Raw genomic sequence first — 12,645 nt, 5'->3', positions numbered from 1 at the left:
GTTATTCAGCTGGTTTGATTACTGCCCGAACGAACCTGGAAGGGATTTGTAGAACGCGGTCGTCGCGCCGCAGGATCAACGTCTCGCCAAGAGACCATATGACCTGGACGTTATTCATCGCACAAGCGCCATCCAAGTACAGAGGTTCCACTGAATCGTCGCAAAAGCCAGGTTCGAACAGAATCGATTCGGCTCGAAAATTACCCAACCCCAATGCATGCACAGTCTTATCGGGCAAGTGGTTAGCAGACCACTGTAAAGCGCGATCACTAGTGCGAAGAAAATGGAAAAGTGCAAAGCGGCGTTCCAGCCCGCAATGAAAACGAACGCGCACAACGCTGCAATGAGCGGAACGACTAGAACTACAACTACGTAGATTGCCGATTTCCACACGCCGATCTCAAAGCCTTCAATTATCGGAGCGGATTGACCGAGCGTAAAGGTCGTCAGGAGGCCTGCAATCATCACCCCAATGTCTGCCGTCCACATGTATCGAAGAAAGCTGAATGGCTTCAGTTCGAAGACGATTTGGATGATCAGACCGAACAAAAGCGTGACCGCTATCGGGACCAGAACGACTGTTAACGGGAATAGTGATGGCGCCAGGATTAGCACGGCCATCAGGCCTAACGTGCAAGTTATGAATGGCAGCCCAAAGACCAGGCTTCCTAGTTTTAGAACCCACCAACCTCGACGGTCCTCCAGATACGGCAGTGAGTATTTGAGATCGTCTTTGACTTGTTTGTGCTGGAAAAACTGGTAATAGATCCATATGCCTGGGCTAAACAGCGCCAACACAAGCAAGCCAATGATCGTGAACCCAATAGCGGCTGCGGCGATTAGTAGCGAGGAAAATTGAAACAGATCGAAGCTCGGATAAAACTGGTGACGGTAGAAATAGAAGACAAATATCGCGAAGCCGAACAGTGGTGGTCCGGCCTTGAGAATGATCGACATATGCCGATTCAGAAACGCGCTGGTCGATGCAAGAAAGCGGTCAAACACGTCTTCATCTGACGCTGGCTGGTCGATCCATCGCTGTTGCATTACGTCATCCTTGAAGCCGATTCGAAGGCGGCCACGCTACGGGAGCGAGCGGGGCGCTGCAATATGCATCGCGCGCAATGCGTTAGTAGCCGTAGGGTGGAAAACGGCGAAGCCTTTTCTACGCGTCACCCCGCACTACCTACGAAGAGTTGCCTGTCATCACCGCACCAGTCAACCGGATAAACGCCGGCCGCGACCGCTCGATGAAAGCTGGAGTAAGGCCAATCTGCAACGCGCGTAACCCACCCATGTTTCAATGGATTGAGGTGGACGTAGTCAACGTGATGCCGGTAGTCGCGTTCGTCACGAATCAGATGTTCCCAGTAGCGTCGTTGCCAGACCCCTCGCTCACCACGGGATCTTTGCGTTGCCGTCAGCACCTCCGTTTTCGGCAGTCGCCTGGCAAACGCGAATTTGATGACCTTCCAACGCAACGCGAAATCTGCGTCGCCTTCCGGTAACGTCCAGACGCAATGCATGTGATCAGGCAGGACGACCCAGGCATCGATATGGAAGGGATGGCGTTCCTTGGTGGCGCGTACCGTCTCGCGGAGAAGGTCAATGTGACGGACAAGAATGTCGCTGCGGCGGTTACGCAGGTTAACCGTGAAGAAATAGGTGGCACCCGGCACTTGGGCGCGGCGGTAGCGGGACATGGCGGCTCATCCTTGAGCGTTGTGTTGGCGGGAGGTCCGTATCGGTGGATAAGAAAAGCGTTATCCACCCTACGGCATCTCACCCGTCTACACCGACGACGCATCGACGTTGCCAGAGCGTAGGGCGGAAAACGGCGAAGCCTTTTCCACGCGTCACTTTCAGGCTACCTCGCTACTTCAGACCATCCCTAAGGATTGAGTAATCGGTTCGATAACTCCTTAATACGGGCTCGGAATTCGCGATAGGAGCTGAGTTCGTTAATCGGGCCATTTGGGTCAAGATCATACGTCAATCGCGCCCTCATCTCGGGGAACCGTTTTTTAAATTTTTGAAGTCTTGCGCCTTGGGTTTCGCTTAGAGTGCAAAGCGTGTCTAGCAATAACTGCTTAGAATCTTTTACGCTTTCAAGCCGGTTGATGGGCGGAAGATTGTTTGGTATTCCTTTGTAATTTAAGTTTCCTGCAACTCTTTTTAAAATATCAATGTCTGCTAAAAGCCATGTTTCGAGCATGGTCACGGGTATTACTGGGATTACTTTATCTAAAGATATCAGCTCGGCTGCAGCGTCAGCTATTTCCCTTTCCCGTGCGGCAGCGCCGCTGTTGTCTGCGTCGCGATGAATAAATATTGCGTCAAAGTTTGGGAAGTGCTTTAGAAGACACCCTATCTTGCTTTTTGTATCTCGTCCGGCAGGAGGCGTAAAACGTCCCAGGTCCGGTGCTTCACCACTTACTTCTGTAAAGCCCTCGTTAATAAAGATTGACTCTATATGGTCGATTAGTCTGAGGTCTGATGTGCCTTCACCGATCAGTAAAAAATTAATTCTCATACTATTCGCAGAAATCTAAGCCAATTTGGCTATGCGCTGGTAGCGTTAGATAAGAGATTATGGAACCTTTGTTGATACGCTCCGCTCCAGACCTGCTCTGCCAGCTTTCTGGCAGAAACTTGCAACGAATTGTTGATGCTGGCTTTCCATCCGGCCCTTTGACCTTAACAACGTCCGCGTATATCAGATCGTCTGGTGATTCAAGTCCGACCAATACAGGAGAATGTGTGGCGATAAGTATCTGCCGCATCGGGTTTCCCTCATTTACCTCTTGGTTTGAATCAACAGCCAGTTCCTTTAGTAGTTGCAACATGGAGGCCATTTTTTCGGGGTGGATTCCATTCTCTGGCTCTTCAAAGCAAAGCAATCCTTTGAATTCTGGGTCCTCAGCCATGATGCATAATGCTAAAAATCTCAATGTCCCATCTGATAGCGCCCGTGCTGGAAGAAATGCACCCGATCTTTCTTTCACCTCTACCGTGAGTAATTGTCGCGTTTGGTCAACATCTACTCGGATATCAGATGTAGGAATTATCTCTGATAGTCGGCTGGCAATTCTTGAGTAAATATTTTCATCTTTTCTATGAAGTTTATGCAATGTCGCAGCTAGTCTGCCTCCATCAGCGCCTACGTTACTGTCTTCGTGCATTTTATTTGAGCGCCTCATTGCACTTGGTTCTAAAGAGAGAAACCTCCAAGACTGCATTTCACGCCTGGCTGCAAGAACCGTAGGCCATACTGCGCTATTAGTATTAGCTACTACAGTCTTTGGTATGTGCCGAGCTGGAATTTTTTGAGGTTGGCCGCTGCTGCCTCCATCTTGATGCAAGTGGATTTCTATAACGTCATCTTGTATTACTTGTGTCGAAATAAAGCCAGCGCCTTTTCTTTTGTTGATGACTACTTGGTCGCGGAATATTCCTGCGCTAAGTGGAAAGTTTAGTCTGGCTATCGCGTCCCCTTTATTGATATGGCTGAGTTCTTCGCGCGCTAGATACAGCCCTAACGCCCCGGATTTTTCTTCCTCGACATCACGGGCAATCTCAATTTCATATCTAAGGAAAGTGGATTTTGCTTCTGCCTTGCGTCCAAAATCATCTACTACTTCAGGTGGGACGATCATTTCTACAGCTAATCGAAGTCGCTCCGACCTGTAATTGCCATTTGTCCAAAATATATCTAAAGGATCTGTCGATTCAGAGTCCCGCACTGCGAGCGCGGCTTCAATTATCGACATTTCGCTTAGTAGGGATATGAACTTTATTGCATCAAAGATATTTGATTTACCAACTCCGTTCAATCCGGCGATACAGTTGAATGGTCCAAATGATACAGAGAAATCTAATAGGTTCTTAAAGCCGTGCGCTTCTAATTTGGTAAGCACTAGAAAAAGGTCCTATATGTTGATCAATAAAAAGCCCCGTCTAGCGGAGCTTTTTATTTAGCTTATACCTATTTCAGGATCAATCCCAGCTCAAAGCCCCACCCGTCTGATACTCAATAACCCGCGTCTCGAAGAAGTTCTTCTCCTTCTTCAAGTCCATGATCTCGCTCATCCATGGGAACGGGTTGGTGGTGCCTGGATACTCTTCCTTCAAGCCAATCTGCGTCAGGCGGCGGTTGGCGATGAATTTGAGGTAGTCCTCCATCATCGAGGCGTTCATGCCGAGGACGCCGCGGGGCATGGTGTCGCGGGCGTATTCGATTTCGAGCTGCGTACCCTGGAGGATCATCTGGGTCGCTTCGTCCTTCATGGCGGCGTCCCACAGGTGTGGGTTTTCGATCTTGATCTGGTTGATCACGTCGATGCCGAAGTTCAGGTGCATGGACTCGTCGCGCAGGATGTATTGGAACTGCTCGGCGGTGCCGGTCATCTTGTTGCGGCGGCCCATGGATAGGATCTGGGTGAAGCCGCAGTAGAAGAAGATGCCTTCGAGTACGCAGTAGTAGGCGATGAGGTTACGCAGGAATTCTTTGTCCGTCTCGACGGTGCCGGTCTGGAAGGTCGGGTCGGAGATGGAGCGGGTGTACTTGAGGCCCCAGGAGGCCTTCTTCGCGACGCTCGGGATCTCGTGGTACATGTTGAAGATCTCGCCTTCATCCATGCCCAGCGATTCGATGCAGTATTGATAGGCGTGGGTGTGGATGGCCTCTTCGAAGGCCTGGCGCAGGATGTACTGGCGGCACTCGGGGTTGGTGATCAGGCGGTACACGGCCAGCACGAGGTTGTTGGCGACCAGGCTGTCGGCGGTGGAGAAGAAGCCCAGGTTGCGCTTGACGATGCGGCGCTCGTCCTCGGAGAGGCCGTCCGGCGTCTTCCACAGGGCGATGTCGGCGTTCATGTTCACTTCCTGCGGCATCCAGTGGTTGGCGCAACCGTCCAGATACTTCTGCCAGGCCCAGTCGTACTTGAAGGGTACGAGCTGGTTGAGGTCGGCGCGGGCATTGATCATCTGCTTGTCGCCGACGTGAACGCGGGCGGATTCGCCTTCGAGTTCGTCCAGGCCTTCCTGGATGTCGAGGTCGTCCAGGGCCTTCTTGGCGCGGGCGACGGCAGCGGAGTCGTCAGCGGCTACGGCGCGGGCTTCTTCGACGGAGCCAGCGGCGTCCTTGTCGAGCTTGGCCGGCGCGTCAGTATTGGTAGCAGCGGCTTGGGGGGCGGCCTGCGCGGTGGTGGTGTCTTCTTCGTCGAATTCGTCCCAGCTCAGCATGGCGGTTTCTCCTGATTGGGGACCGGTCGTGGCCGGTCGAAAATGTCTGGTGGCTTTTGGTTTGCACGCAAAAGCGGGTGTTTTGTTGGGGGAGGGTGGTGGTGCCCTGCGCCCTTTTTGTGTTCTGTATCAGGTCGGGTTTGGGCCCGGCCTTTGTGTTGTCTGGTGGGGCTGCCCCTCACCCTAGCCCTCTCCCCGGAGGGGCGAGGGGACTGGATCAGGGCTGGCCTCTGGCTATTGCACTAACTCGGATCGGGAGTTGGCGGATAGTGGATCGCGAGCAAGGACTAGGCGTCCCCCTCGCTCCTACAAAAGAGCAGCGCTTTTCAGCAGCAGCTCGGTGCAAGCGGTTTCCAGAGCGAGGCAGCGCTAGGCGCCTGGCGGGTCGGAGCCCCTGAGCGTACGCATGTACGTGATGGGGGCCGGCCTGCCGGGCAACAACGCGCGGTCCGCTCAGATTTGTGCGTCAGCCAAGGCTCCTTATTGGCAGGCTTCGCAGTCTGGTTCATCAATGGCACACGCCTTTGGAACCGGTGCAGGGCCGGCGGACATTTCTGGCGCTGGCGCAGCTTTCGCCGGAGCAGCGCTGGCGCTGCCGTTGCCACCGCTGGACACGGCGTTGAGCTTGCCGGTGTTGACGGTGGACTTCTCGGTGCTGGTCGCGGCCAGGGCACGGAGGTAGTAGGTGGTTTTCAGGCCACGGTACCAGGCCATGCGGTAGGTCACGTCCAGCTTCTTGCCGCTGGCGCCGGCGATGTAGAGGTTCAGGGACTGGGCCTGGTCGATCCACTTCTGGCGGCGGCTGGCGGCGTCGACGATCCACTTGGTTTCCACTTCGAAGGCGGTCGCGTAGAGGTCTTTCAACTCCTGCGGGATGCGCTCGATCTGCTGCACGGAACCGTCGTAGTACTTGAGGTCGTTGATCATGACCGCATCCCACAGGCCGCGGGCCTTGAGGTCGCGAACCAGGTAGGGGTTGATCACGGTGAATTCGCCCGAGAGGTTCGATTTCACGTACAGGTTCTGGTAGGTCGGCTCGATGGACTGCGACACGCCGGTGATGTTGGCGATGGTCGCGGTCGGCGCGATGGCCATGATGTTCGAGTTACGGATGCCGTTCTTGACGCGGGCACGTACCGGGGCCCAGTCCAGGGACTCGGTCAGGTCGACGTCGATGTACTTCTGGCCACGCGCTTCGATGAGGATCTGCTGCGAATCCAGCGGCAGGATGCCCTGGCTCCACAACGAACCCTGGAAGGTTTCGTAGGCGCCGCGCTCGTCGGCCAGGTCACAGGAGGCCTGGATGGCGTAGTAGCTGACCGCTTCCATGGATTTGTCGGCGAAGTCGATGGCGGCATCGGAGCCGTACGGGATGTGCTGCAGGTACAGCGCGTCCTGGAAGCCCATGATGCCCAGGCCTACCGGGCGGTGCTTGAGGTTGGAGTTACGCGCCTGCGGCACCGAGTAGTAGTTGATGTCGATGACGTTATCGAGCATCCGCACCGCGGTGCGCACGGTGCGCTCCAGCTTGGCGGTGTCCAGCTTGCCGTCGACGATGTGGCGCGGCAGGTTGATCGAGCCCAGGTTGCAGACGGCGATCTCGTCCTTGTTGGTATTGAGCGTGATCTCGGTGCAGAGGTTGGAGCTGTGCACCACGCCGACGTGCTGCTGCGGGCTGCGCAGGTTGCACGGGTCCTTGAAGGTCAGCCATGGGTGGCCGGTTTCGAACAGCATGGAGAGCATCTTGCGCCACAGGTCTTTGGCCTGCAGGGTCTTGTAGTTCTTGATCTTGCCGTATTCGATCAGGGCTTCGTAGTACTCGTAGCGCTCCTCGAAGGCCTTGCCGGTGAGGTCGTGCAGGTCCGGTACTTCGCTCGGCGAGAACAGGGTCCACTTGCCGTCGTCGAAGACGCGCTTCATGAACAGGTCCGGAATCCAGTTGGCGGTGTTCATGTCGTGGGTACGGCGACGGTCGTCACCGGTGTTCTTGCGCAGCTCGAGGAATTCCTCGATGTCCAGGTGCCAGGTTTCCAGGTAGGCGCAGACCGCGCCCTTGCGCTTGCCGCCCTGGTTGACCGCGACGGCGGTGTCGTTGACCACTTTCAGGAAGGGCACGACGCCCTGGGATTTGCCGTTGGTGCCCTTGATGTAGGCGCCCAGTGCGCGCACTGGAGTCCAGTCGTTGCCCAGGCCGCCGGCGAACTTGGAGAGCAGGGCGTTATCGCGGATGGCATCGTAGATGCCGCCCAGGTCGTCCGGCACTGTGGTCAGGTAGCACGAGGACAGCTGCGGACGCAGGGTGCCGGCGTTGAACAGGGTCGGCGTGGAGGCCATGTAGTCGAAGGACGACAGCAGGTTGTAGAACTCGATGGCACGGGCTTCGCGGTTTTCTTCCTCGATGGCCAGGCCCATGGCGACGCGCATGAAGAAGATCTGCGGCAGCTCGAAACGCACGCCATCCTTGTGGATGAAGTAGCGGTCGTAGAGGGTCTGCAGGCCGAGGTAGGTGAACTGCTGGTCCTGCTCGTGGTTGATCGCGGCGCCCAGCTTGGCCAGGTCGTATTCCTTCAGGCGCGGGTCGAGCAGTTCGAACTGCACGCCTTTGTCCACGTAGGCCGGCAGCGCTTTGGCGTACAGGTCAGCCATTTCGTGATGGGTGGCGGATTCGGCGACTTCCAGGAACGTCAGAGCCTCGGCGCGCAGGGTGTCCATCAGCAGGCGGGCGGTGACGTAGGAGTAGTTCGGCTCACGCTCGACCAGAGTACGGGCGGTCATCACCAGAGCGGTGTTGACGTCGGTCTGCTCGACGCCGTCGTAGAGGTTCTTCAGGGTTTCTTTCTGGATCAGCGAGCCATCGACTTCTTCGAGGCCTTCGCAGGCTTCGGTGATGATGGTGTTCAGGCGGCCCAGGTCCAGCGGCGCCATGCTGCCGTCGGCGCGCTTGATGCGAATGCTCGGATGGGCATCGACCGGTACGTCGACTGCGCCACGCTTGCGCTCCTGGCTACGGGATTCGCGATAGATCACGTAGTCGCGGGCGACTTTCTGCTCGCCGGAACGCATCAGGGCCAGTTCGACCTGGTCCTGGATTTCTTCGATATGGATGGTGCCGCCGGAGGGCATGCGGCGCTTGAAGGTGGCGGTGACCTGTTCGGTCAGGCGCGCGACGGTGTCATGGATGCGCGACGAGGCGGAGGCGCTGTTGCCTTCCACTGCGAGAAACGCCTTGGTGATGGCGACGGTGATCTTGTCATCGGTGTAGGGGACGACTGTACCGTTGCGCTTGATCACGCGCAGCTGGCCCGGCGCGGTAGCGGCCAGGTCCAGCGAGCTGTTGTCGGCGTGCGGGTTCTCGCGAATGGACTCGTTCTGCATGGGGTCTCCGGATTCTCTCTGTCTCGGTAGCACGTTAGGTGTCGGGCCATCTTCGTGGGCGGCCCTGATCTGATGTTGCGCGTCTCGTATTGCATGAACCATGCCCCGGCGGACCGGCCCATGGGTATCTCAAAACTGGAAACGATCTGGCACCGGAGGTGGCGAATCGAATGTGCCGAAGCATAGTCAGGCGTTGTGAAGATCACAACCTCAAAACACAACATGTAGTGTGATGCGTTCGGCGCATGCGCTACTGCTGGGCTTGAGCGAAATCAACGTTGGGCAGCGCAGCCTGGGGGTCTGCGGGACCGATCTAACGCGCCAGGTGCGGGCGCGAGCCGGGTAAAAATCAGAGCGAATTATTTCGCTTGCTTTTTTCGACGTTTGTGTCTGTCGGACGCTTTTGACCCAACATATGGGGTAAAAACCGCTTGGAGCGACACGATAGTGCTGGTTTTGGCACAGCGCAAGGCACCAAAAATGAACAACCTGTGGATAAGTTGTGCGTGAGCTGTGCGCTATCAGGGCGCAAGCCGCGCCGATTCGGGGCTACGCCGGGATCGGATGAAATGCGTGCCCGACCGGCGCTTCGTGGTGCTCGGTGGCCCTTGGGGCAAAACACTATATGTGGTGTTTTGTCAAAGGCGGATTTCGGGCGCGAAGGAGTCAGCGAGACGGCAATTCGACGCTGCGTGTCTCCATGGTGGCTAATTGCCGGTTTAGCGATCCACTGGCTGAGATGGCATCAGCTTGTGCAGTCGCCACCGCGTCGGGGTATAGCCAACCGCAGCAGGCTGAAAAGCAGGTCGCGGGGATCAAGGTTTCGCGAGCAGAGGCACAACTGTGGCGCTGTTTCGAAGTCAGGACGGAGGGTGAAGTCGTGGCCCGGCACCGTTGGTGGGATAAATCCCACCCTACATAGGCGTATGTGCGCGGGCGCAGCCCTTGGCGGCAATTGCGGCGCCGTTTCGACGCCAGGCTGTACGGTGAAGTCATGGCCCGGCACCGTTGGTGGGATGAATCCCACCCTACGAAAGCGTCTGTGCGCGAGCGTAGCGCCTGGAGGCAACCTCGACGCCGTTCAAGGGCGTTGGGACTTAGCTAATCGCAGCGGCTGAAGAGCGGGTTGCACGGATCGAAGTTGGCGAGCGAGCACAGCCGTGACGCCGTTTCGACGCCAAGTTGTACGGTGAAGTCGTGGCCCGGCACCGTTGTGGGATAAATCCCACCCTACAAAAGCGTTTGTGCATGGGCGTAGCGCTGGGCGGCAACCGCGACGCCGTTGCAAGGCAGGCCGTCTTTCTGCCGCTGCCATATGCACGTGCCCTGGCGCTACAATGCCGGCCGGTGTCTGGGGAGGGCGCGTGGTGGATCAAGAGTCGTGGAACATCCTGATTGTCGAAGATGACCAGCGGTTGGCCGAGCTGACCCGCGAGTATCTTGAGGGTAACGGCCTGAAGGTCACCATTGAAGGGGATGGCGCGTTGGCAGCCGGACGCATCATCGATGAGCGCCCCGATCTGGTGGTGCTCGATCTGATGCTGCCGGGCGAGGATGGGTTGAGCATCTGCCGCAAGGTGCGCGACCGCTATGACGGCCCGATCCTGATGCTGACCGCCCGCGCCGACGACCTCGACCAGGTGCTAGGCCTTGAAATAGGCGCCGATGACTATGTCTGCAAGCCGGTGCGCCCGCGACTGCTGCTGGCGCGTATCCGCGCACTGTTGCGCCGTCGCGAAGGCATCGAGGCGCCGCCGCAGGCCAGCAAGCGCATCCAATACGGTCCATTGGTGGTCGACCACGCGCTGCGCGAAGCCTGGCTGCGGGGTGAAGGCATCGAGCTGACCGGCGCCGAGTTCGATCTGCTGTGGCTGCTGGCATCAAACCCCGGCCGCATCATGTCTCGCGAGCAGATCTTCGCTGAGCTGCGCGGCATCGAGTACGACGGTCAGGACCGTTCCATCGACGTGCGAATCTCGCGCATCCGGCCAAAGATCGGTGACGATCCGGATCATCCCCGGTTGATCAAAACAGTACGCGGCAAAGGTTATCTGTTCGTATCCGAAGCGGCTGAAGCGCTGCAGTGAATTCGATCTTCCTGCGGATCTACGGCGGCATGCTCGTCGTACTGGTCCTGGTCGGGGTTCTGGGCGCGGGCGGCCTGCACTTGCTGAACGAAGTGCGGGCCGACCAACACCGCGAAGCGCTCGCCAGCGGCACCTTTCGCCTGATGGCGCACAACATGAGCAGCATGACGCCCATCGAACGGCGGCAGGCGGCCAATCTTTGGGGACGCCTGCTGGGCATCCCGCTGCGTGTCCGAACCCTGGAAGACATCAGCCTGGAAAGCCGGCTGGAAAGCCGTCTGCTCAACGGCCAGGTGCTGGTGGAGCAATTGCGGCCGGACAGTGTGACGATATTCGCGCTGGTTAGCGCCGAGGACCGCTTGGCCCTGACCGGTGTGGTGGAGCAGCTCAGTGAGCAGCTGGCGCGTGCGACCATCTATCTGCTGATCGACGAGCTGATCCGCTATCCCGAGGACGAACAACCCCAGCGCCTGGCCGAACTCAAGGAAGCCCGTGGCTTTGGCTATGATCTGGAACTGCTGACCCGCGACAGCGCCAGCCTGGACGATGACCAGCGCCGCCGCCTGGACGAGGGCGACACGGTCATGGCACTGGTGCGCGGCGGCGAGGCGATCAGGGTGTTCGCGGCGATCTCGGGCACCTCCTGGATCATGGCGCTGGGGCCGCTCTACCAGCTGAATCTCTATCCTCCGCAGTTGCTGGTGCTGATCGGCGTGCTTGGCCTGTCGCTGATCGGGCTGATGGTCTATCTATTGGTGCGTCAGCTGGAGCGGCGCCTGCGCGGACTGGAAGGCGCCGCCACCCGCATCGCCGGGGGCCATCTCGAGGCGCGCGTGCCGGATGCCGGCACTGATTCGGTCGGGCGCTTGGCCAAAGCCTTCAACGGCATGGCCAGCCATCTGCAACGTCTGCTGGCTGTGCAGCGGGAAATGGTCAGTGCAGTGGCGCATGAGCTGCGTACGCCGGTGGCGCGATTGCGCTTCGGCCTGGAGATGGCCGGCTCGGCGCAAACCCCGGAAGCGCGAACCCGCTATCTCGAAGACATGGACGGCGACATCGACGATCTGGATCGGCTGGTCGACGAGATGCTGGTGTACACCCGTCTTGAGCGCGGTTCGCCGCAGCTGACCTTTTTAACGGTCGACCTGAGTGCGCTGGTCGATCAGGTGATTGGCGAGCTGGCGCCGCTGCGACCGGATGTTCGGGTCGAGCGTGGATGCTGCATCCCGGCAGAGGGCGGCAGCAGCCTGGTCGAAGCTGAGCCCCATTACCTGCGCCGGGCCTTGAGCAACCTGATCACCAATGCCATGCGGCATGCCAGAACCCGGGTCGAGGTGAGTTTCGCGATTGATGCCGAGCGCGCCACATTGGCGGTCGACGATGACGGCCCGGGCGTGCCGGAAGAGTCATGGGAAAAGGTGTTCGCACCCTTCATGCGCCTGGACGACAGCCGCACTCGCGCCTCTGGCGGCCATGGGCTGGGGCTGTCCATCGTCCGACGGATCTCTTATTGGCACGGCGGCCGCTCGCAGATCGCCCATAGCGAACTGGGCGGCGCACGCTTCAGCCTGGTCTGGCCGCGCAAACAACCGGTTGGGCTAGCGGCGCCGACGGGGCGTGGTAACCCGTAGGATGGGTTGAGCCTGCGATACCCATCGCAGAGCCCCGGAAGTGATGGGTATCGCTTCGCTCAACGCCATCCTACGGTGATCTCGGTGCGGAGCGTTGCACCACGTAGGATGGGTTGAGCCTGCGATACCCATCGCAGAGCCCCCCGGCTGTGATGGGTATCGCTTCGCTCAACGCCATCCTACGGCGATCTCGGTGTGGGGCGTGGCTCCACGTAGGATGGGTTGAGCTTGCGATACCGATCGCAGAGCCCCGGAAATGATGGGTATCGCTTCGCTCAGCCAACCTACGGTGATCTCGGTGTGGGGCG

General features: G+C 58.3%; 8 protein-coding genes. 2 read left to right on the top strand and 6 right to left on the bottom strand.

Annotated elements, in window-relative coordinates:
• Window positions 1-114: 114 nt before the first annotated feature.
• The 6 genes from NA619_RS24650 to NA619_RS24625 all read right to left on the bottom strand — a co-directional run bounded on the left by NA619_RS24650 (window position 115) and on the right by NA619_RS24625 (window position 8,619).
• Window positions 115-1,047, bottom strand: coding sequence for a hypothetical protein (locus NA619_RS24650; RefSeq protein WP_255964401.1), 933 nt, complete (start codon window positions 1,045-1,047; stop codon window positions 115-117).
• Between the two features lie 125 nt (window positions 1,048-1,172).
• Window positions 1,173-1,703: an REP-associated tyrosine transposase gene (locus NA619_RS24645; protein WP_255964400.1), complete on the bottom strand. Its 531-nt coding sequence runs from the start codon at window positions 1,701-1,703 to the stop codon at window positions 1,173-1,175.
• A 188-nt stretch (window positions 1,704-1,891) separates the two neighbouring features.
• A complete protein-coding gene (locus NA619_RS24640; RefSeq protein WP_255964399.1) occupies window positions 1,892-2,533 on the bottom strand; it encodes a DUF4276 family protein in 642 nt (213 codons plus the stop codon).
• A 1-nt stretch (window position 2,534) separates the two neighbouring features.
• On the bottom strand, window positions 2,535-3,917 hold the full coding sequence (locus NA619_RS25170; RefSeq protein WP_255964398.1) for an AAA family ATPase: 1,383 nt from the start codon (window positions 3,915-3,917) through the stop codon (window positions 2,535-2,537).
• A 79-nt stretch (window positions 3,918-3,996) separates the two neighbouring features.
• Entirely contained in the window at window positions 3,997-5,244 is a 1,248-nt protein-coding gene (locus tag NA619_RS24630) for a ribonucleotide-diphosphate reductase subunit beta (RefSeq protein ID WP_255964397.1), read from the bottom strand.
• A gap of 480 nt (window positions 5,245-5,724) precedes the next feature.
• Window positions 5,725-8,619 carry a ribonucleoside-diphosphate reductase subunit alpha gene (locus tag NA619_RS24625; RefSeq protein WP_255964396.1) on the bottom strand — a complete coding sequence of 965 codons (2,895 nt, stop codon included), beginning with the start codon at window positions 8,617-8,619 and terminating at the stop codon, window positions 5,725-5,727.
• A gap of 1,367 nt (window positions 8,620-9,986) precedes the next feature.
• Here NA619_RS24625 and NA619_RS24620 point away from each other — a divergent pair.
• Together NA619_RS24620 and NA619_RS24615 are read left to right on the top strand one after the other, a co-directional pair.
• Window positions 9,987-10,706: a winged helix-turn-helix domain-containing protein gene (locus NA619_RS24620; protein WP_255964395.1), complete on the top strand. Its 720-nt coding sequence runs from the start codon at window positions 9,987-9,989 to the stop codon at window positions 10,704-10,706.
• A complete protein-coding gene (locus NA619_RS24615) occupies window positions 10,703-12,337 on the top strand; it encodes an ATP-binding protein (RefSeq protein ID WP_255964394.1) in 1,635 nt (544 codons plus the stop codon). The genes NA619_RS24620 and NA619_RS24615 overlap by 4 nt, the downstream gene beginning before the upstream one ends.
• The last annotated feature ends 308 nt before the right edge of the window (window positions 12,338-12,645 follow it).

Source organism: Stutzerimonas stutzeri, from assembly GCF_024448895.1.
GTDB lineage: Bacteria > Pseudomonadota > Gammaproteobacteria > Pseudomonadales > Pseudomonadaceae > Stutzerimonas > Stutzerimonas stutzeri_Q.
The sequence above is the reverse complement of the archived record's forward strand: the minus strand, read 5'-3'. Positions and strand labels throughout refer to the sequence as shown.

Coding starts and splice junctions, on each gene's coding strand:
- NA619_RS24640 (WP_255964399.1), bottom strand. CDS start 2,533: ATGAGAATTAATTTTTTACTGATCGGTGAAGGCACATCAGACCTCAGA.
- NA619_RS24625 (WP_255964396.1), bottom strand. CDS start 8,619: ATGCAGAACGAGTCCATTCGCGAGAACCCGCACGCCGACAACAGCTCG.
- NA619_RS24630 (WP_255964397.1), bottom strand. CDS start 5,244: ATGCTGAGCTGGGACGAATTCGACGAAGAAGACACCACCACCGCGCAG.
- NA619_RS24645 (WP_255964400.1), bottom strand. CDS start 1,703: ATGTCCCGCTACCGCCGCGCCCAAGTGCCGGGTGCCACCTATTTCTTC.
- NA619_RS24650 (WP_255964401.1), bottom strand. CDS start 1,047: ATGCAACAGCGATGGATCGACCAGCCAGCGTCAGATGAAGACGTGTTT.